We start from the raw sequence: 17,574 nt of genomic DNA, 5'->3' as shown, positions 1-17,574 counted from the left end.
GTCCTCAAGACCTCGGGGAAGGATCCGGCGCCGTCTCGATTCCGTACTGGGCCAGCTTCGCCTTGCCGCAGTCGGGGGCGGTCAGGACCAGGGGCCCCTGCTCCGTGAGGGCGATCGAGTGCTCCCAGTGGGAGGACCAGGTACCGTCCGTCGTGAGCACGGTCCAGTCGTCCTGGAGCACCTCGGTCTGCGCCGTACCGAGGGAGACCATCGGCTCGATCGCCAGGCAGACACCGGGAACGAGCTTGATGCCCTTGCCGCGCTTGCGGGCGACATAGTTCAGCAGGTGCGGGTCCATGTGCATCTCCGTACCGATGCCGTGGCCGCCGTAGTCCTCGATGATCCCGTACTTGCCGGTGGCGGGGCGGGGCTGGCGGCGGATGTAGGACTCGATCGCCTTCGAGATGTCGACGAGGCGGTTGTTCACCTTCATCGCGGCGATACCGGCCCACATGGACTCCTCGGTCACCCGCGAGAGCTCGATCAGCTCCGGAGCGTGACCGGTGCCCACGAAGGCCGTGTACGCGGCGTCGCCGTGCCAGCCGTCGACGATCGCGCCGGCGTCGATGGAGATGATGTCGCCGTCCTTGAGGACGGTCTTGTCGTCCGGGATGCCGTGGACGACGACCTCGTTGACCGAGGTGCAGATGGTCGCGGGGAACCCGCCGTAACCGAGGAAGTTCGACTTCGCACCGTGGTCGGCGATCACCTTGCGGGCGACCCGGTCCAGGTCCAGCGTCGTGGCGCCGGGGACCGCCGCCTCGCGGGTGGCCGCGTGAATGGCAGCGACCACCAGCCCCGCCTCACGCATCTTCGCGATCTGCTCGGGGGTCTTGATCTGCACCATTGCACGGCGCCTCTCTGCATCGAACTGCATCGAACGGTGACTGCGGCGTACCCAACGATACGGCGCAAACAGTCGGCCGCGGCGCCCATGGACGCCGCGGCCGACTGCACAAGTACTGCGGGTGTTGCGCTCAGCCCTGGTCGGACTTGAGAGCCTCCATCGCCCGCTCGGTCACATCGGTGACCTTGCCGAGCGCGGAGATGGTGACCACCAGGTCCTGGGCCCTGTAGTAGTCGATGATCGGCTCGGTCTGCGTGTGGTAGACCTCCAGCCGGGTACGAACCGTGTCCTCGGTGTCGTCGTCGCGCTGGTACAGCTCGCCGCCGCAGGTGTCGCAGACACCCTCGGTCTTCGGCGGGTTGTACGTCACGTGGAAGACGTGGGAGCCGTCGTTCCGGCAGATCCGGCGGCCGGCGATGCGCTTGACCACCTCGTCCTCGGGGACCTCCAGGTCCAGGACCGCGTCCAGCTTGGTGCCCTCGTCCTTCAGCATGGCGTCAAGGGCCTCGGCCTGACCCACATTGCGCGGGAAGCCGTCCAGCAGGAAGCCGTTCTCGGCGTCGGGCTGGGACATGCGGTCCTTGGCCATACCGATGGTGACCTCGTCCGGTACCAACTGCCCCGCGTCCATGTAGGCGCGAGCCTGCTTGCCAAGGTCGGTGCCCTGGCTGATGTTGGCGCGGAAGAGATCGCCCGTGGAGATCTGTGGAATCGACAGGTTCTTGGCAAGGTACGCAGCCTGCGTTCCCTTGCCGGCACCGGGCGGCCCGACGAGGACGATTCGCATCAGCGGAGGAACCCTTCGTAATTGCGCTGCTGGAGCTGACTCTCGATCTGCTTCACGGTCTCCAGACCCACACCCACGATGATGAGGATGCTTGTTCCGCCGAAGGGGAAGTTCTGGTTGGCGCCACCGAAGCCTGCCAACGCCATCGTCGGCACAAGAGCGATCAGACCCAGGTACAGCGAGCCCGGCCAAGTGATCCTGTTGAGCACGTAGCTCAGGTACTCGGCAGTAGGTCGACCGGCCCGGATACCGGGGATGAAGCCACCATACTTCTTCATGTTGTCGGCGACTTCCTCGGGGTTGAACGAAATCGCCACGTAGAAGAAGGCGAAGAAGACGATCAACAGGAAGTACGCCGTGATGTAGTACGGATGGTCGCCCGTGACGAAGTTGTCCTTGATCCAGGTGGCCCAACCCGCGGTGGAGTTGGAGAACTGGACGATCAGGGCCGGAATGTAGAGCAGCGAAGAAGCGAAGATGACGGGAATCACACCCGCCTGATTCACCTTCAGCGGAATGTACGTCGAGGTACCGCCGTACGACCTGCGGCCGATCATGCGCTTCGCGTACTGCACCGGAATACGGCGCTGGGCCTGCTCGACGAAGACGACGAGGCCCACCATCACGAAGCCGATCAGGATGACGGTGCCGAACTCGATCCAGCCATCGGCCAGCTTGCCGCTGGTCTTGATGGCCCACAGGGCGCCGGGGAAGCTGGCGGCGATCGAGATGAACATCAGGATCGACATGCCGTTGCCGATGCCACGGTCGGTGATGAGCTCACCGAGCCACATGACGGCCGCGGTGCCCGCGGTCATCGTGACGACCATGACGATGGTCGTGAAGATCGACTGGTTCGGCACGATCTGGTCGGCGACCGGGCAGCCGCTGAACAGCGCGCCACTGGTGGCGGTCGCCACCAGGCCGGTGCCCTGAAGGATGGCGAGTGCGACGGTCAGATAACGCGTGTACTGCGTGATCTTGGCCTGGCCTGACTGCCCCTCCTTCTTGAGCGCCTCGAGTCGGGGAATCACCACGGTCAGCAGCTGAAGAATGATGCTGGCCGTGATGTACGGCATGATGCCGAGCGCGAAGATCGTGATCTGCAGCAGTGCACCACCGCTGAACATGTTCACCAGGCCGAAGAGGCTGTTGTTGCCCTTGCTGGCCTGATCAACACAGGTCTGGACGTTCTCGTAGCTCACTCCCGGTACGGGGATGTGTGCCCCGAGCCGGTAGATCACGATGATGCCGAGCGTGAAGAGCAGCTTCTTGCGCAGGTCGGGCGTCTTGAACGCCCGGGCGAACGCGGTGAGCACGGTGCCTCCTGCGACCCCCCGCGCAAAGCGTAGAGGTGACGGTATTGAGGATCGACGAATACGTAACAGTCAAAGGTCCCCGGGCGGATGCCCAGGGGGATACCACGCAACAACGCACGCCACCTTACCGGCGACCATGCCCACCTAGGAACGACCAACCGGGGATGCCCCATATGAGAGGCATCCCCGGTCGGATGTTCAGGCCATCGAGTTGTCTCAGACGAGCTCGGTGACGGTGCCGCCGGCGGCGGCAATCTTCTCCTTGGCGGAGCCGGAGACGGCGTCAACCGAAACCTGCAGCGCCACGGAGATCTCGCCCTGTCCGAGGACCTTGACGAGGTGGTTGTTGCGTACCGCACCCTTGGCGACCAGGTCGGCCACGGTGACCTCTCCACCCTCGGGGTAGAGCGTCGCGAGCTTGTCCAGGTTCACGACCTGGTACTCGGTGCGGAACGGGTTCTTGAAGCCCTTGAGCTTCGGGAGACGCATGTGGAGGGGCATCTGCCCACCCTCGAAGCGCTCCGGAACCTGGTAACGGGCCTTGGTGCCCTTGGTGCCACGACCGGCGGTCTTACCCTTGGACGCCTCACCACGACCCACACGGGTCTTGGCGGTCTTGGCGCCCGGGGCGGGCCGGAGGTCATGGGCCTTCAGCGGCTTGTTCTCCGCCATGTCAGTCGACCTCCTCAACCGTCACGAGGTGGCGGACGGTGTGAGCCATGCCGCGGAACTCGGGACGGTCCTCCTTGACAACCACGTCGTTCAGGCGCTTGAGCCCGAGCGAACGCAGGGTGTCGCGGTGGTTCTGCTTGCTGCCGATGTACGACTTCGTCTGCGTGATCTTGATGCGAGCCATTACGCACCCGCTCCCGCACGTGCACGAAGCAGAGCCGCGGGGGCCACGTCCTCCAGGGGCAGACCGCGGCGGGCCGCGATCTCCTCGGGACGCTGCAGGCCCTTGAGGGCCGCCACGGTCGCGTGCACGATGTTGATCGCGTTGTCGGAGCCGAGCGACTTCGACAGGATGTCGTGAACGCCGGCGCACTCCAGAACGGCACGCACCGGGCCACCGGCGATAACACCGGTACCGGGGGAAGCAGGCTTCAGCAGGACGACGCCCGCAGCCTTCTCGCCCTGGATCGGGTGAGGAATGGTGCCCTGGATACGCGGAACCTTGAAGAAGTTCTTCTTGGCTTCTTCCACGCCCTTGGCGATGGCCGCGGGAACTTCCTTGGCCTTGCCGTAACCGACACCGACGGTGCCGTCACCATCGCCCACCACGACCAGCGCGGTGAAGCTGAAGCGACGACCACCCTTCACAACCTTGGCGACGCGGTTGATCGCGACAACGCGCTCAACGTACGCGGTCTTCTCGGCGGCAGCTGCGCCGCCGTCACGGCCCTTCCGGTCCCGCCGCTCGCCGCCACCGGCACCGCTTCCGCGGCGCTGGGGTCCAGCCATTGGATTTACCTCTCTCTGTTACGTCCGCTGTGCGTAGGAACCGGGGCTTAGAACTTCAGCCCGGCTTCACGGGCGGCGTCAGCCAGAGCGGCAATCCGCCCGGCGTACTGGTTACCACCGCGGTCAAACACGACGGCCTCGACGCCTGCGGCCTTGGCACGCTCAGCGACCAGGGCGCCGACCTGCTTGGCCTGGGTGCTCTTGTCGCCCTCGCCACCACGGATGGAAACGTCCAGGGTCGACGCCGACGCGAGCGTGTGGCCCGCGATGTCGTCGATGACCTGAGCGACCATGTGGCGGTTGGACCGCGTCACGACCAAGCGCGGACGCTCCGGCGAACCGGAGATGTGCTTGCGGACGCGGATGTGGCGACGCTTGAGGGCGGCACGCTTGTAGGCGTCGCCCTTGGCGATCTTCACGCCGTATGCCATGGCTACTTACCAGCCTTTCCGACCTTGCGGCGGATGACCTCGCCGGCGTACTTGACGCCCTTGGCCTTGTACGGGTCAGGCTTCCGCAGCTTGCGGATCTTGGCCGCGGTCTCGCCGACCTTCTGCTTGTCGATGCCCTCGACGGAGAACTTCGTGGGGGACTCCACCTTGAAGGTGATGCCCTCCGGGGCCTCGATCAGGATCGGGTGGCTGTAGCCCAGGGCGAACTCCAGATTGGAGCCCTTCGCCTGGACGCGGTAACCGACACCACTGATCTCGAGCGCCTTGATGTATCCCTGGGTCACACCGGTGATCATGTTCGCCACCAGCGTGCGGGACAGGCCGTGGAGGGCCTTGTTCTGACGCTCGTCGTTCGGGCGGGTGACGCTGAGGAAGCCGTCCTCACCCTTGGTGACCTCGATCGGCGACGCGACGGTGTGCGTGAGGGTGCCCTTGGGGCCCTTCACCGCGACCGTGCGGCCATCGATGGTGACGTCCACACCGGCGGGAACCTGGATGGGGAGCTTGCCGATTCGCGACATGAGCTATTCCTCCGTTCCCGACTACCAGACGTAGGCGAGGACTTCCCCACCTACGCCCTTCTTGCTGGCCTGCTGGCCGGTCAGGAGACCGTGGGACGTGGAGATGATCGCCACGCCCAGGCCGCCGAGGACCTTCGGCAGGTTGGTGGACTTTGCGTATACACGCAGACCCGGCTTCGAGATTCGCTTGATGCCGGCGATCGAGCGCTCGCGGTTCGGGCCGAACTTCAGCTCGAGGACGAGGTTCTTGCCGACCTCGGCGTCCTCGACCTTCCAGCCGGTGATGAAGCCCTCCTGCTGGAGGATCTCCGCGATGTGCGACTTGATCTTGCTGTGCGGCATCACGACGGAGTCGTGATACGCCGAGTTCGCGTTACGCAGACGCGTGAGCATGTCTGCGATGGGATCAGTCATGGTCATGAATTGGCCTTCGGCCTCTCTCGCCGGGGTTTCCTGTATGCGCCATCCCTCTCCCCACTCAGAGGCAGGACGGGTGCGGTGCGGGGACCTACGGCGTAGTAAGTCGGTCTTGGGCGGCAGGCGCCCAACCCCACAAGCCTACGGCATGTGAGGGCGGGCTCCTGCCGACCAGATGCTTACCGAGAGCTTCCGTCAATTCCCAACGCCCGGAGGGCGAAGGAGAATTACCAGGAGCTCTTGGTCACGCCCGGCAGCTCGCCACGGTGAGCCATCTCACGAAGGCACACGCGGCACAGGCCGAACTTGCGGTAGACGGAGTGGGGCCGGCCGCAGCGCTGGCAGCGGGTGTACCCGCGAACGCCGAACTTCGGCTTACGGGCGGCCTTAGCGATCAGAGCCTTCTTCGCCACGGTCAGTTCTCCTTGAACGGGAAGCCGAGGTGACGAAGGAGGGCACGACCCTCGTCGTCATTGGTCGCCGTGGTGACCACGGTGATGTCCATGCCCCGGACCCGGTCGATCTTGTCCTGGTCGATCTCGTGGAACATGACCTGCTCCGTGAGACCGAAGGTGTAGTTGCCACGGCCGTCGAACTGCTTCGGCGACAGGCCACGGAAGTCACGGATACGCGGCAGCGCGAGCGACAGCGTACGGTCCAGGAACTCCCACATGCGGTCACCACGGAGGGTGACGTGGCAGCCGATCGGCTGACCCTCGCGCAGCTTGAACTGCGCGATGGACTTGCGGGCCTTGGTGACGGCCGGCTTCTGGCCGGTGATCGTCGTGAGGTCGCGCACGGCGCCGTCGATCAGCTTGGAGTCGCGGGCGGCGTCGCCCACACCCATGTTGACCACGATCTTGACCAGACCGGGGATCTGCATGACGTTCTCGTACGAGAACTCCTCACGCAGCTTGCCGGCGATTTCCTCGCGGTACTTCGTCTTCAGACGCGGAGTGGTGGTGGTGGTGGTAGCCATCAGATGTCCTCACCCGTCCGCTTGGCAACGCGGATCTTGTTGCCTTCGTCGTCGAAGCGGTAACCGACGCGCGTGACGACCTTGTTGCCGTCCTTCTCCACGACGAGCTGAACGTTGCTCACGTGAATGGGGGCCTCGGTCGTGACGATGCCACCGGTCTGCGAACCGCGAGCGGTCTGACCGGCCTTGGTGTGCTTCTTGACCCGGTTGACACCCTCGACGAGGACGCGGTCCTGAGCGGGGTAGGCCACGATGACCTTGCCCTGCTTGCCCTTGTCCTTACCGGTGATGACCTGAACCAGGTCGCCCTTCTTGATCTTCATGCTTACAGCACCTCCGGCGCGAGCGAGATGATCTTCATGAACTTCTTCTCGCGCAGCTCACGGCCCACCGGGCCGAAGATACGGGTGCCGCGGGGGTCGCCGTCGTTCTTCAGAATGACGGCGGCGTTCTCGTCGAAGCGGATGTACGAACCATCCTGGCGACGACGCTCCTTGACGGTGCGAACGATGACGGCCTTGACGACGTCACCCTTCTTCACGTTGCCACCGGGGATCGCGTCCTTGACGGTGGCGACGATGACGTCACCGATGCCCGCGTAGCGGCGACCCGAACCACCGAGAACACGGATGGTGAGGATTTCCTTCGCACCCGTGTTGTCGGCGACGCGAAGTCGCGACTCCTGCTGGATCACGTCTATCTCCTGATCGTCTGCCGGTTCCCGGCGGGGGCCACTCCGTTACCGGAGCGGACCCCCACCGAGCCTGGCGGAACCTGCCTGAGGGGAATGCCCCTCAGGAATTACTTGGCCTTCTCGAGGATCTCGACGATGCGCCACCGCTTCGTGGCGGACAGCGGCCGGGTCTCCATCAGGAGGACGCGGTCGCCGACGCCTGCGGCGTTCTGCTCGTCGTGCGCCTTGAGCTTGTTCGTACGGCGGATGACCTTGCCGTACAGCGCGTGCTTGACACGGTCCTCGACAGCGACGACGACGGTCTTGTCCATCTTGTCGCTGACGACCAGACCCTCACGGGTCTTGCGGAAACCGCGGTCGGTGTTCGTCTCAGTCACAGTCTTCTCGCTCATCAGACGCTCTCCACCGTCTCGATGCCCAGCTCGCGCTCGCGCATCAGGGTGTAGATCCGGGCGATGTCCTTACGGACGGACTTGAGCCGACCGTGGTTCTCGAGCTGGCCCGTCGCCGCCTGGAAGCGGAGATTGAACAGCTCTTCCTTGGCTTCGCGGAGCTTGTTGAGAAGCTCCTCGCCGCCCAGTTCGCGCAGCTCGGACGCCTTGGTACCGGCCGACATCACGACTCACCTGCCTCGCGCCGAACGATCCGGCACTTCATCGGAAGCTTGTGAGCAGCGCGGGTAAGCGCCTCACGAGCAATCTTCTCGTTCGGGTAGGACAGCTCGAACATCACCCGACCCGGCTTGACGTTCGCGATCCACCACTCGGGAGAACCCTTACCGGAACCCATGCGGGTCTCGGCCGGCTTCTTCGTCAGGGGACGGTCCGGGTAGATGTTGATCCAGACCTTGCCGCCACGCTTGATGTGGCGGGTCATCGCGATACGAGCTGCCTCGATCTGGCGGTTCGTCACGTACGCCGGAGTCAGCGCCTGGATGCCGTACTCGCCGAACGCAACCTGCGTGCCACCCTTGGACATACCGCTGCGCTTCGGGTGGTGCTGCTTGCGGTGCTTGACCCTACGGGGGATCAGCATTTCGGTCAGGCCTCCGTTCCGGTGCTCTCAGCCGGAGCAGCGGCGGCGGGAGCCTCGGCCTTGGGGGCCTCGGCTGCCGGCGCGGACTGCTGCGGCTTGCGACCGCGACCGCCACGCTCGCCACCGCGGCCACCGCGGCCGGCCGGGCGGTCAGCGCCGCCACGGGCCGGGCGGTTGCCGGCGCGGGCAGCAGCGTTCTCGGCGCGGACCTCGGCGATGTTCTTGACGTCGCCCTTGTAGATCCAGACCTTCACACCGATGCGGCCGAAGGTCGTCTTGGCCTCGAAGAAGCCGTAGTCGACGTTCGCGCGGAGCGTGTGCAGGGGCACACGGCCCTCGCGGTAGAACTCCGAGCGGGACATCTCGGCGCCGCCGAGGCGGCCACCGCACTGGATCTTGATGCCCTTGGCGCCGGCCTTCATCGAGCTCTGCATGCTCTTGCGCATGGCACGACGGAAGGAGACGCGGGAGGAGAGCTGCTCGGCGACGGCCTGGGCCACCAGCTGAGCGTCCACCTCGGGGTTCTTGACCTCGAGGATGTTCAGCTGGACCTGCTTGCCGGTCAGCTTCTCCAGCTCGCCACGGATGCGGTCGGCCTCGGCGCCACGGCGACCGATGACGATGCCCGGGCGGGCGGTGTGGATGTCAACGCGGACGCGGTCGCGGGTGCGCTCGATCTCGACCTTCGAGATGCCGGCCCGCTCCATGCCCTTCGTCATCATGCGACGAATGGCAACGTCTTCCTTGACGTAGTCCTTGTACAGCTTGTCGGCGTACCAACGGGACTTGAAGTCCGTGGTAATGCCGAGCCGGAACCCATGCGGGTTAACCTTCTGGCCCATTACCGGGTTCCTTCCTTGCTGCTGACGACCACGGTGATGTGGCTGGTCCGCTTACGGATCCGGTAGGCACGGCCCTGAGCACGCGGACGGAACCGCTTCAGGGTCGGACCCTCGTCCACAAACGCCTCGCTGATGACCAGCGAAGAGGCGTCGGGGTGGTCGTAGTTGTGTGCCGCGTTGGCAATGGCGCTGTCCAGCACCTTGCCAACCGGCACGCTCGCGGCCTGCGGGGCGAAACGCAGGACCGCCTGAGCCTCCGTGGCATCCATGCCACGGATGAGGTCCACCACTCGGCGGGCCTTCATGGGCGTGACGCGGATGTACCGCGCCTGGGCCCTGGCTTCCATGGTTGTCCCTTCGGTGTGAGTCATAGTCGTTTTCCACCCCGCGCTAGCGGCGCTTCGACTTCCGGTCGTCCTTGACGTGGCCGCGGAAGGTGCGAGTCGGCGAGAACTCGCCGAGCTTGTGGCCGACCATCGACTCGGTGACGAACACCGGGACGTGGATCTTGCCGTTGTGCACCGCGATGGTGTGACCCAGCATGGCCGGGATGATCATCGAGCGACGGGACCAGGTCTTGATGACGTTCTTGGTGCCTGCCTCGTTCTGTACGTCCACCTTCTTGATGAGGTGGCCGTCGACGAAGGGCCCCTTCTTGAGACTGCGCGGCATCTAAACCCGCTCCTAGCGCTTCTTGTTCGTCTTGCGGCGGCGGACGATGTACTTGCTCGATGCCTTCTTCGGCGAGCGAGTACGACCCTCCTTCTGACCCCACGGCGAGACCGGGTGACGTCCACCGGAGGTCTTGCCTTCACCACCACCGTGCGGGTGGTCGACCGGGTTCATCGCAACACCGCGGACGGACGGGCGAACGCCCTTCCAGCGCATGCGACCGGCCTTGCCCCAGTTGATGTTCGACTGCTCGGCGTTGCCGACCTCGCCGATCGTGGCGCGGCAGCGGGCGTCGACCAGGCGGATCTCACCCGACGGCATACGAAGGTGGGCCATGGTGCCCTCCTTCGCCAGCAGCTGCACGGAGGCACCCGCGGAACGGGCGAACTTCGCGCCGCCGCCGGGCCGCAGCTCGATGGCGTGGAGCGTCGTACCGACCGGGATGTTGCGCAGCGCCAGGTTGTTGCCCGGCTTGATGTCTGCGGCCGGACCGTTCTCGACGCGGTCACCCTGAACCAGGCCACGCGGGGCGAGGATGTAACGCTTCTCGCCGTCCGCGTAGTGGAGCAGCGCGATGCGCGCGGTGCGGTTGGGGTCGTACTCGATGTGCGCGACCTTGGCCGGCACGCCGTCCTTGTCGTGACGACGGAAGTCGATCACGCGGTAGGCGCGCTTGTGTCCGCCACCCTGGTGGCGAACGGTGATCCGACCGGCGTTGTTACGGCCGCCCTTGCTGTGCAGGGGGCGAACCAGCGACTTCTCCGGCGTGGACCGCGTGATCTCGACAAAGTCGGCGACGCTGGAGCCACGACGGCCCGGGGTCGTCGGCTTGTACTTGCGGATACCCATTTCTCAGTCCTCGTCCGATTCCGGACGACTCGACCTCCGTCAGGAGGTCGGGCCGCCGAAGATGTCGATACGGTCGCCCTCGGCGAGGGTCACGATGGCGCGCTTGGTGTCAGCGCGCTTGCCGAAACCGGTCTTGGTGCGCTTGCGCTTACCCTGCCGGTTGATCGTGTTGACCCCGGTGACCTTGACCGAGAAGACCGCTTCCACGGCCTGCTTGATCTGGGTCTTGTTGGAGCCGGGCGCGACGATGAACGTGTACTTGTTCTCGTCGAGCAGCGCGTAGCTCTTCTCGGAAACAACCGGCTTGACGAGAACGTCGCGCGGGTCCGAGTAGGTCTTGCTGGTAACGGTCGCCTCGCTCATCAGGCGTCGCTCCCTTCGGTCTCAGCGGTCTGGGGGCCAGACACGAAGGACTCGAAGGCGGCCTGGGTGAAGACCACGTCGTCAGAGACGATCACGTCGTACGTGTTCAGCTGGCCCGGCTCCAGGATGTGCACCTGGGGCAGGTTGCGGGCGGACAGCCACGCGGCCTCGTCGGCGCGGTCGACGACCAGGAGCAGGTTCTTGCGCTCCGAGATCTTGCCGAACAGCGTCTTGGCGGCCTTCGTGGACACCGCACCGTCGACCACGCCGGTGACGACGTGGATACGGGAGTGACGGGCCCGGTCCGAGAGGGCACCGCGCAGGGCGGCGGCCTTCATCTTCTTCGGGGTCCGCTGCGAGTAGTCACGCGGCTGCGGGCCGTGGACGACGCCACCGCCGGCGAACTGCGGCGCACGGGTCGAACCCTGGCGCGCGCGGCCGGTGCCCTTCTGGCGGTACGGCTTGCGGCCACCGCCACGGACTTCGCCGCGGGTCTTGGTCTTGTGCGTGCCCTGACGGGCAGCTGCCAGCTGCGCGACAACGACCTGGTGGATCAGCGGAACGCTGGTCTTGGCGTCGAAGATCTCCGCGGGGAGCTCGACGGTACCGGCCTTGTCGCCTGCCGGCGAAAGGATGTCAATGGTGCTCATTACCTCAAGCCCCCTTGGCCGCGGTACGGACCAGGACGAGGCCGCCGTTCGGACCGGGGACCGCGCCCTTGATGAGGAGCAGACCCTTCTCCGCGTCAACCGCGTGGATGGTCAGGTTCTGGGTGGTGACACGCTCGTTGCCCATGCGACCCGCCATGCGCATGCCCTTGAAGACACGACCGGGGGTGGCACAGCCACCGATGGAGCCGGGCATGCGGTGCACACGGTGGGCACCGTGGGACGCCTTGCCGCCCTTGAAGTTGTGACGCTTCATGACACCGGCGAAGCCCTTGCCCTTGCTCTTGCCCGTGACGTCGACCTTGACGCCGGACTCGAACACCTCGGCGGTGACCTCCTGGCCCAGCGTGTACTCGCCGGCGTCAGGGGTACGGAGCTCCACCAGGTGGCGGCGCGGGGTCACGTCGGCCTTGGCGAAGTGGCCCTTGAGGGGCTTGTTCACCTTGCGCGGGTCGATCTCGCCGAAGGCGAGCTGAACCGACTCGTAGCCGTCGCGGTCGTTGGTGCGGACCTGGGTGACGACACAGGGCCCGGCCTTGACGACGGTCACCGGGACGACCCGGTTGTTCTCGTCCCAGACCTGGGTCATGCCGAGCTTCTCGCCCAGGACGCCCTTAATGTTCTTAGCCATCTCGCGCGTCACCTCAGAGCTTGATCTCGATGTCGACGCCCGCCGGCAGGTCGAGTCGCATCAGCGAGTCAACCGTCTTCGGCGTGGGGTCGAGGATGTCGATGAGGCGCTTGTGCGTGCGCATCTCGAAGTGCTCGCGCGAGTCCTTGTACTTGTGCGGCGACTTGATGACGCAGTACACGTTCTTCTCAGTGGGCAGCGGCACCGGGCCCGCGACCGACGCACCAGTGCGGGTCACCGTCTCGACGATCTTCTTCGCCGAGGAGTCGATGACCTCGTGGTCGTAGGCCTTGAGCCGGATGCGGATCTTCTGTCCCGCCATGGCTACTAGTAGTCCTGTCTCTCGTAACGCTCTGGAACCCGAGGGCTCTGGTAACTCCGTCTCCGACCCACGCGGTCGGGCGTGTCGCATCCCCTCTACGCAGATCTCCCGAAGGATTTCCCAACCAAGGGGGTGCGGGCCCGAGGACCGCGAGACCGGGGGCGGAACACCCACCGGGCGCCTGGCCGGTGCCCCACTGACGCTTCCCGGAAGATTCCCGTACGTCCGACCCGCAGGGGGTCGACGAGTACTGTGGGACTCGCTTCCGGTCCTCCCGGCGGGAGGCGCGCAGCATTGGCACTCAACCGAGCAACCTGGTCAGTGTGCCATACGGGGCGCGAGCCTGGCCAATCGGGTGGAGGATCTTACCCCGCGCGTTCCGTTGGTCAAACGCAGGCGCGCATCCGGAGCCGTGCCGGGGCGCCGTACTCCCCGTAATTCGTTCGAGCGTCCCGCACCCCCGCCCCTACAGTGACCGGCCGGGCACGCCGTCGTCATCAGGGGCTTCACGTCATGCGTACGCACTATCCGCGCACCGCGCATCTGCCCTGGTCCCCGGGGGCCACCTCGGACGACGTACGGATCGGGGACCTCTCCGCGCTGACCGGCCGCGAGGTCGTCGTCACCGAGAAGCTGGACGGTGAGAACACCACGCTCTACGCCGACGGTCTCCACGCCCGCTCGCTCGATTCCGCCCACCACCCCTCGCGGGGCTGGGTGAAGGCGCTCCAGGGCCGGATCGCGACCCGTATCCCGGCAGGGCGGCGGGTGTGCGGGGAGAACATGTTCGCGCGCCATTCGATCCCGTACGACCGCCTGGAGGGCTACTTCTACGGCTTCTCCGTCTGGGACGGCGAGCGCTGCCTGGACTGGGACCGGACCGTGGTGTTCCTACGGGGTCTGGGGATACCGGCGGCGCCGGTGCTGTGGCGCGGGGTGTTCGACGCGCGGGCCGAGAAGGCACTGCGGGCGCTGAAGCCGGACACCGGCCGGCAGGAGGGCTACGTCGTCCGGCCGGTGGACGGCTTCGGCGCACCGGAGTTCGGGCGGGTGGTGGCGAAGTGGGTGCGGCCCGGCCATGTACGGACCGGCACCCACTGGATGCACGCCGCCGTGGTGGAGAACGGGCTCGGCCCGGCCGCAGCCCTGTGGGCCGTACGGTCCGGGGCGCCGGTCGACGCGGCGGCGCTCGCCGAAGCGACGGGGAGGACGGCGGGGGACGCCGGGGCCGCCGCCGCGATGGGCGATGGACTCGACAGCTTGGGCCGGACGGGTGACGACCGGCTGACCGGGGTGCTGGCCGCGCTGCTGCACCGGTCCCGCCGCACCGGACTGGCGCCCGAGCTGGCGGGGGCGCTGGGGATGCCGCTCGCGCGCCGCGTCGCGGATCTCGTCGGACTGCACCCCGCGCTGCACCGCCCGTACCCGGACGAGGAGCGCCGGACCGGCCTCGTCCGGCTGTCGTTCGCCGCCGATCTGCCGCTGCTGCACGCGCTGGCCGCGGCGGTCGCGGAGACCGACGGGGCGCGCGAACAGGTGGAGTGGTCGGCGCTGTACGCGGCGGACGTACGGGAACCGGGCGGGCTGCGCGAGGCGTTCGGGGACTTGGAGCCGGCCGCCGCCGACCGTTGCTGGGCGCAGGCCCGGGAGGCGTACGCCCAGGGCCGGGTCGCCACCGCCGAGGAGGCCGTCGCCGCGACGTGGCGGTGGCGCACCGGGGAGTTCCCGAGCCTGGTGCATCTGGTGGGCCCGTCCGGCAGCGGCAAGAGCACCTTCGCGCGCGGACTGCCGGGCGTCGACACGTACCTCTCGCTCGACGATCTGCGCCTCGCCCGGGGATCGCGCGCCGACCAGAAGGCCAACGGGGAGGTGCTGCGCGAGGGGCTCGGCCGGCTGGACGCGGCGCTCGCCGGGGGCGGCACCGTCGTCTGGGACGCGACCTCGCTCAACGCGCATCAGCGCTCCCTGGTGCACGCGGTCGCCCGGCGCAGGGACGCGCTGCACACCCACGCGGTCGCCCTGGTCGGCGAGGCGGAGCTGCTCCGCCGCAACGAGCGCCGCACCCACCCCGTACCCCCGGAAGTGCTGGCCTCGCAGCTGCACCGGTTCGTGCCCCCGTATCCCGGTCAGGCGCATCGCACCTGGTACATCGGCGCGAGCGGAACCGTGGAGGACAGGGCGTAGATGCGTACCAGCGAGGAGATCTATCACCGGGTCCGCTGGGACGCCCGGTTCGACCCGGCGCGCTTCGTGATGGGCGTGGCGCAGCGCGGGACCGTGCCCGAGCGGGTGCCGCTGCCCCGGTTCACGCCCGGCGGGGAGGTTCCCTGGCACCGGGTGCTGTTCTTCGAGGCGGACGATGAGGTGGTGTGGGACCGGTCCTCGGGCGTGGACCGGATCGACGCGACGGACGCCGGACGGGTACGCGGCCCGCGCCGGCTGCCGTCCCCGTACTTCGTCTCCCGTACGCCGCACGCGTTCTTTGCGCCGGAGGCCGCCTGGACGCCCGTACCGCAGGACCTGCCGCCGACGGCGCCCCCCCGCGGCTCTGACGCTGCTGACCTGGAACACCCTCTGGGACCGCTACGACAGCGACCGCATCGACACCGCCCGGCGCCGGCCCCTCCTCCTCGACGCCCTGCGTGCGGCGGACGCGGATGTCATCGCCCTCCAGGAGGCCGAACCCGCCCTGCTCGGCCTGTTGTTGTCGACGCCGTGGGTCCGCGAGAGCTATACCTTCTGGGCCGGTCCGGCCGGCCGGGATGTCGCGGACTGCGGTCTGCTGCTGCTCAGCAGGCTCCCCGTACGGGAGGCGGGCCTGCATGTCCTCGGCCCGCACAAGGCGGTCGCCGCCGTGGTCGTGGAGACCGCGGAAGGGCCGCTCACCGTCGCGGTCACCCACCTCAGCAGCGACCATTCGCCGGACGGCGCCGCCCGGCGCGATGCCGAACTGACCGATCTGGCAGCGGGGTTGGCCGCAGTCGAGGGCGATGTGGCGCTGCTCGGCGACTTCAACGACGGCGGTGACACCCCCCAGGACCGGCTGGGGATGCCCGACGCCTGGAGCCTGGTGCACGGCGCGGACGACCGGACGCCGACCTTCGACCCGTCCGTCAACCCGCTGGCCGCCGTCTCCTCACTGACGGGGCGGGTGTCCCGGCTGGACCGGGTGCTGATCCGCTCGGAGCGGCTGCGGCCCGTGTCGGCGGTGCTGCTGGGCGAGGTGGCCGCGCCGGACGGGCTGTACGTCTCGGACCACTTCGGGGTACGGGTGGAGCTGGCCGGGGCGGAGGCGGAGGACGACGGCGCCGCGGCGGCGGATCTCGTACGCCGGGTGGCCACCGCTCTGCCCGAGGGCCGCGTCCACCTGGCCGGTTCGCGGCGGATGGGCTGTGCGCTGCCCGGCGCCGATGTGGACCTGGTCGCGGCGCTGCCCGGTGACGGGGATCTGCCGGGGGTACGGGAGCGGCTGGCCGCCGCCCTTCCGGGCGCCGTCGGTCTGCGCGAGGTGACCGGTGCCCGCGTGCCCGGTCTGCGCTTCTGCCTCGGCGGGCTCCGGGTGGACCTGGTGACCGTCGCGACCGGAGACCTCTCCCCGGACGTGGCGGTCGGCCGACGCGGCAAACTGGGCGGGGCGGCGGCCGTGGCGCTCAGCGCGGTGAGCGACGCCGATGCCGTGCTCGCGGCGGCGGACCCGCACCGGGCCGCGTTCACCCGGCTCGCCCGCGAGGTGAAGGCCTGGGCGCGGGCGCGTGGCGTGGACTCCGCCCCGTGCGGCGGGCTGCCCGGCCTCGCCTGGTCCGTACTGGCGGCCCGTACCGCCCACGAGGCCGGCCGGCTGCCGCCGCTCCCCCTGCTCCGGCACTTCTTCGCGACGTGGGCCGCATGGGACTGGAGCCGGCCGGTCGGCTCCGGGGACGCGGGCGGGCTCCCTCTTACCGTGCTGACCCCGACCGCCCCGGTCCGCTCCTGCACCTCGCAGGTCTCCCCCGCGGGCCGTGACCTCGTCGCCGAGGAGCTCTTCCGCGCCTGGGAGATCCTGGAGTCCGCCGCCGACAGCGCGTCCGTACCGCACGCCCTGCTCTGCGCCCCGCCGCCGCTGCGTCTGCGGCACGCCGCCTGGGCGGTCGTCTCCGTGCGGCGGGGCGCGGACGAGGGGCGGCTGCGCGGGCGGCTCCTGGCGCTGCTCGATGCCCTGGCTCAGGCGGGCTCCCCGGACGCCCACGCCTGGCCCCGCCCGTTCGCCGCCGACGCCTCGCACGTCCAGTACGCCATCGGCCTCGGCCGCACCCCGCCCGACGGGGCCCGCCTCGCGGAGATCGGCGCCCGGCTGCTGCACGGCATCCCGGAAGCGGGTCTGCGCCGGACGGACCGGGGCGGGGTACCGGAGCTGCGGTGACGGAACGGACCGTCCGCCCGGCCGTGCTCCGGGGCAGGGCGGCCCGCGCGCGTCACGAACGGCGGGACCCGATCGACGTGTTCGTGGTGCGTACGCCCGCACGCTAGGCCGTTCGGGTTCTTGTCGCGCACCCGTAGAAACCCGGGCAACCCGCCCCGGGCAACCTCCGTCTATCCCTCCGCAGCAGCGGCTCGCCCCCCGCCGTCTGCACGGATTCGGCACGCAGCGCAGGGCCGCACAGCCGCCCGCTGCGAGGCAAGTGGACGGAGCACGGTGTGACGGACGAACCTGCGCTGCGCGCATCTCGCACGGGAGT

The 17,574-nt window shown here is 68.0% G+C and carries 26 protein-coding genes and 1 pseudogene; 3 read left to right on the top strand and 24 right to left on the bottom strand.

Annotated features, from left to right (window positions below; translation table 11 throughout):
- Positions 1-4 precede the first annotated feature (4 nt).
- The 24 genes from map to rpsJ form a co-directional block, all read right to left on the bottom strand.
- Complete coding sequence (map, locus tag OG936_RS21105) at positions 5-847, bottom strand: type I methionyl aminopeptidase (protein ID WP_406496626.1); 843 nt, start codon at positions 845-847, stop codon at positions 5-7.
- A 130-nt stretch (positions 848-977) separates the two neighbouring features.
- A complete protein-coding gene (locus OG936_RS21100; RefSeq protein WP_406496624.1) occupies positions 978-1,634 on the bottom strand; it encodes an adenylate kinase in 657 nt (218 codons plus the stop codon).
- Positions 1,634-2,953 (bottom strand): preprotein translocase subunit SecY, encoded by a 1,320-nt coding sequence (gene secY / locus OG936_RS21095; protein WP_406496622.1) that lies wholly within the window; start codon positions 2,951-2,953, stop codon positions 1,634-1,636. The genes OG936_RS21100 and secY overlap by 1 nt, the downstream gene beginning before the upstream one ends.
- 216 nt (positions 2,954-3,169) lie before the next feature.
- Positions 3,170-3,625: a 50S ribosomal protein L15 gene (rplO, locus tag OG936_RS21090; RefSeq protein ID WP_018550610.1), complete on the bottom strand. Its 456-nt coding sequence runs from the start codon at positions 3,623-3,625 to the stop codon at positions 3,170-3,172.
- A gap of 1 nt (position 3,626) precedes the next feature.
- A complete protein-coding gene (rpmD, locus tag OG936_RS21085; protein ID WP_406496621.1) occupies positions 3,627-3,809 on the bottom strand; it encodes a 50S ribosomal protein L30 in 183 nt (60 codons plus the stop codon).
- On the bottom strand, positions 3,809-4,414 hold the full coding sequence (gene rpsE, locus OG936_RS21080) for a 30S ribosomal protein S5 (protein WP_030914151.1): 606 nt from the start codon (positions 4,412-4,414) through the stop codon (positions 3,809-3,811). The genes rpmD and rpsE overlap by 1 nt, the downstream gene beginning before the upstream one ends.
- Positions 4,415-4,461: 47 nt before the next feature.
- Entirely contained in the window at positions 4,462-4,845 is a 384-nt protein-coding gene (rplR, locus tag OG936_RS21075) for a 50S ribosomal protein L18 (protein ID WP_093540756.1), read from the bottom strand.
- Positions 4,846-4,847: 2 nt separating this feature from the next.
- Positions 4,848-5,387 carry a 50S ribosomal protein L6 gene (rplF, locus tag OG936_RS21070; RefSeq protein ID WP_361441426.1) on the bottom strand — a complete coding sequence of 180 codons (540 nt, stop codon included), beginning with the start codon at positions 5,385-5,387 and terminating at the stop codon, positions 4,848-4,850.
- A 21-nt stretch (positions 5,388-5,408) separates the two neighbouring features.
- Entirely contained in the window at positions 5,409-5,807 is a 399-nt protein-coding gene (gene rpsH / locus OG936_RS21065; RefSeq protein ID WP_037688013.1) for a 30S ribosomal protein S8, read from the bottom strand.
- A 224-nt stretch (positions 5,808-6,031) separates the two neighbouring features.
- Positions 6,032-6,217 carry a type Z 30S ribosomal protein S14 gene (locus OG936_RS21060; protein ID WP_003948630.1) on the bottom strand — a complete coding sequence of 62 codons (186 nt, stop codon included), beginning with the start codon at positions 6,215-6,217 and terminating at the stop codon, positions 6,032-6,034.
- Between the two features lie 2 nt (positions 6,218-6,219).
- Complete coding sequence (rplE, locus tag OG936_RS21055; protein ID WP_406496619.1) at positions 6,220-6,783, bottom strand: 50S ribosomal protein L5; 564 nt, start codon at positions 6,781-6,783, stop codon at positions 6,220-6,222.
- Positions 6,783-7,106, bottom strand: coding sequence for a 50S ribosomal protein L24 (gene rplX / locus OG936_RS21050; RefSeq protein WP_003966949.1), 324 nt, complete (start codon positions 7,104-7,106; stop codon positions 6,783-6,785). The genes rplE and rplX overlap by 1 nt, the downstream gene beginning before the upstream one ends.
- 2 nt (positions 7,107-7,108) lie before the next feature.
- Positions 7,109-7,477, bottom strand: a complete 369-nt coding sequence (gene rplN / locus OG936_RS21045) for a 50S ribosomal protein L14 (RefSeq protein ID WP_003966950.1) — start codon at positions 7,475-7,477, stop codon at positions 7,109-7,111.
- 107 nt (positions 7,478-7,584) lie between these two features.
- Positions 7,585-7,869 (bottom strand): 30S ribosomal protein S17, encoded by a 285-nt coding sequence (gene rpsQ, locus OG936_RS21040; RefSeq protein ID WP_073786784.1) that lies wholly within the window; start codon positions 7,867-7,869, stop codon positions 7,585-7,587.
- The gene (gene rpmC / locus OG936_RS21035) at positions 7,869-8,093 is read right to left on the bottom strand and encodes a 50S ribosomal protein L29 (protein ID WP_033297602.1); all 225 of its coding nucleotides are present in this window, start codon (positions 8,091-8,093) and stop codon (positions 7,869-7,871) included. The genes rpsQ and rpmC overlap by 1 nt, the downstream gene beginning before the upstream one ends.
- Positions 8,093-8,512: a 50S ribosomal protein L16 gene (gene rplP, locus OG936_RS21030; protein WP_014047785.1), complete on the bottom strand. Its 420-nt coding sequence runs from the start codon at positions 8,510-8,512 to the stop codon at positions 8,093-8,095. The genes rpmC and rplP overlap by 1 nt, the downstream gene beginning before the upstream one ends.
- 5 nt (positions 8,513-8,517) lie before the next feature.
- Entirely contained in the window at positions 8,518-9,354 is an 837-nt protein-coding gene (gene rpsC, locus OG936_RS21025) for a 30S ribosomal protein S3 (RefSeq protein ID WP_030914139.1), read from the bottom strand.
- Positions 9,354-9,701: a 50S ribosomal protein L22 gene (gene rplV, locus OG936_RS21020; protein ID WP_073733141.1), complete on the bottom strand. Its 348-nt coding sequence runs from the start codon at positions 9,699-9,701 to the stop codon at positions 9,354-9,356. The genes rpsC and rplV overlap by 1 nt, the downstream gene beginning before the upstream one ends.
- 43 nt (positions 9,702-9,744) lie before the next feature.
- On the bottom strand, positions 9,745-10,026 hold the full coding sequence (gene rpsS / locus OG936_RS21015) for a 30S ribosomal protein S19 (RefSeq protein ID WP_023539342.1): 282 nt from the start codon (positions 10,024-10,026) through the stop codon (positions 9,745-9,747).
- Positions 10,027-10,038: 12 nt separating this feature from the next.
- Positions 10,039-10,875, bottom strand: coding sequence for a 50S ribosomal protein L2 (gene rplB / locus OG936_RS21010; protein WP_406496617.1), 837 nt, complete (start codon positions 10,873-10,875; stop codon positions 10,039-10,041).
- A 39-nt stretch (positions 10,876-10,914) separates the two neighbouring features.
- Entirely contained in the window at positions 10,915-11,238 is a 324-nt protein-coding gene (rplW, locus tag OG936_RS21005) for a 50S ribosomal protein L23 (protein WP_014154589.1), read from the bottom strand.
- Complete coding sequence (rplD, locus tag OG936_RS21000; RefSeq protein WP_093540763.1) at positions 11,238-11,888, bottom strand: 50S ribosomal protein L4; 651 nt, start codon at positions 11,886-11,888, stop codon at positions 11,238-11,240. Before rplD ends, rplW begins: the two co-directional genes overlap by 1 nt.
- A 4-nt stretch (positions 11,889-11,892) precedes the next feature.
- Positions 11,893-12,537 (bottom strand): 50S ribosomal protein L3, encoded by a 645-nt coding sequence (rplC, locus tag OG936_RS20995; protein ID WP_266747960.1) that lies wholly within the window; start codon positions 12,535-12,537, stop codon positions 11,893-11,895.
- A 13-nt stretch (positions 12,538-12,550) separates the two neighbouring features.
- A complete protein-coding gene (rpsJ, locus tag OG936_RS20990) occupies positions 12,551-12,859 on the bottom strand; it encodes a 30S ribosomal protein S10 (RefSeq protein WP_003948644.1) in 309 nt (102 codons plus the stop codon).
- A gap of 513 nt (positions 12,860-13,372) precedes the next feature.
- Here rpsJ and OG936_RS20985 point away from each other — a divergent pair.
- The 3 genes and pseudogenes from OG936_RS20985 to OG936_RS20975 all read left to right on the top strand — a co-directional run bounded on the left by OG936_RS20985 (position 13,373) and on the right by OG936_RS20975 (position 17,258).
- Positions 13,373-15,043: an RNA ligase family protein gene (locus OG936_RS20985; RefSeq protein WP_406496615.1), complete on the top strand. Its 1,671-nt coding sequence runs from the start codon at positions 13,373-13,375 to the stop codon at positions 15,041-15,043.
- Positions 15,044-15,178: pseudogene (locus OG936_RS20980) on the top strand (DUF504 domain-containing protein); the annotation flags it as partial.
- A 163-nt stretch (positions 15,179-15,341) separates the two neighbouring features.
- Positions 15,342-17,258, top strand: coding sequence for a poly(A) polymerase (locus OG936_RS20975; RefSeq protein ID WP_406496613.1), 1,917 nt, complete (start codon positions 15,342-15,344; stop codon positions 17,256-17,258).
- Positions 17,259-17,574 lie beyond the last annotated feature (316 nt).

Origin of the sequence: Streptomyces sp. NBC_00846 (assembly GCF_045207325.1) — a bacterium.
GTDB lineage: Bacteria > Actinomycetota > Actinomycetes > Streptomycetales > Streptomycetaceae > Streptomyces.
This window is presented reverse-complemented; position numbering and strand designations above follow the sequence as displayed.

Excerpts from the sequence above, each read along its gene's own strand:
- OG936_RS21100 (WP_406496624.1), bottom strand. The coding sequence starts at position 1,634 with ATGCGAATCGTCCTCGTCGGGCCGCCCGGTGCCGGCAAGGGAACGCAG.
- rpsJ (WP_003948644.1), bottom strand. The coding sequence starts at position 12,859 with ATGGCGGGACAGAAGATCCGCATCCGGCTCAAGGCCTACGACCACGAG.
- rpmC (WP_033297602.1), bottom strand. The coding sequence starts at position 8,093 with ATGTCGGCCGGTACCAAGGCGTCCGAGCTGCGCGAACTGGGCGGCGAG.
- rpsE (WP_030914151.1), bottom strand. The coding sequence starts at position 4,414 with ATGGCTGGACCCCAGCGCCGCGGAAGCGGTGCCGGTGGCGGCGAGCGG.
- rpmD (WP_406496621.1), bottom strand. The coding sequence starts at position 3,809 with ATGGCTCGCATCAAGATCACGCAGACGAAGTCGTACATCGGCAGCAAG.
- rplV (WP_073733141.1), bottom strand. The coding sequence starts at position 9,701 with ATGGAAGCCAGGGCCCAGGCGCGGTACATCCGCGTCACGCCCATGAAG.
- rplO (WP_018550610.1), bottom strand. The coding sequence starts at position 3,625 with ATGGCGGAGAACAAGCCGCTGAAGGCCCATGACCTCCGGCCCGCCCCG.
- rpsH (WP_037688013.1), bottom strand. The coding sequence starts at position 5,807 with ATGACCATGACTGATCCCATCGCAGACATGCTCACGCGTCTGCGTAAC.
- rplX (WP_003966949.1), bottom strand. The coding sequence starts at position 7,106 with ATGAAGATCAAGAAGGGCGACCTGGTTCAGGTCATCACCGGTAAGGAC.
- rplD (WP_093540763.1), bottom strand. The coding sequence starts at position 11,888 with ATGAGCACCATTGACATCCTTTCGCCGGCAGGCGACAAGGCCGGTACC.
- rplF (WP_361441426.1), bottom strand. The coding sequence starts at position 5,387 with ATGTCGCGAATCGGCAAGCTCCCCATCCAGGTTCCCGCCGGTGTGGAC.
- rplE (WP_406496619.1), bottom strand. The coding sequence starts at position 6,783 with ATGGCTACCACCACCACCACCACTCCGCGTCTGAAGACGAAGTACCGC.
- rplR (WP_093540756.1), bottom strand. The coding sequence starts at position 4,845 with ATGGCATACGGCGTGAAGATCGCCAAGGGCGACGCCTACAAGCGTGCC.
- rplW (WP_014154589.1), bottom strand. The coding sequence starts at position 11,238 with ATGAGCGAGGCGACCGTTACCAGCAAGACCTACTCGGACCCGCGCGAC.
- rplP (WP_014047785.1), bottom strand. The coding sequence starts at position 8,512 with ATGCTGATCCCCCGTAGGGTCAAGCACCGCAAGCAGCACCACCCGAAG.
- rpsS (WP_023539342.1), bottom strand. The coding sequence starts at position 10,026 with ATGCCGCGCAGTCTCAAGAAGGGGCCCTTCGTCGACGGCCACCTCATC.
- rplC (WP_266747960.1), bottom strand. The coding sequence starts at position 12,537 with ATGGCTAAGAACATTAAGGGCGTCCTGGGCGAGAAGCTCGGCATGACC.
- rpsC (WP_030914139.1), bottom strand. The coding sequence starts at position 9,354 with ATGGGCCAGAAGGTTAACCCGCATGGGTTCCGGCTCGGCATTACCACG.
- rpsQ (WP_073786784.1), bottom strand. The coding sequence starts at position 7,869 with ATGAGCGAGAAGACTGTGACTGAGACGAACACCGACCGCGGTTTCCGC.
- map (WP_406496626.1), bottom strand. The coding sequence starts at position 847 with ATGGTGCAGATCAAGACCCCCGAGCAGATCGCGAAGATGCGTGAGGCG.
- OG936_RS20985 (WP_406496615.1), top strand. The coding sequence starts at position 13,373 with ATGCGTACGCACTATCCGCGCACCGCGCATCTGCCCTGGTCCCCGGGG.
- rplB (WP_406496617.1), bottom strand. The coding sequence starts at position 10,875 with ATGGGTATCCGCAAGTACAAGCCGACGACCCCGGGCCGTCGTGGCTCC.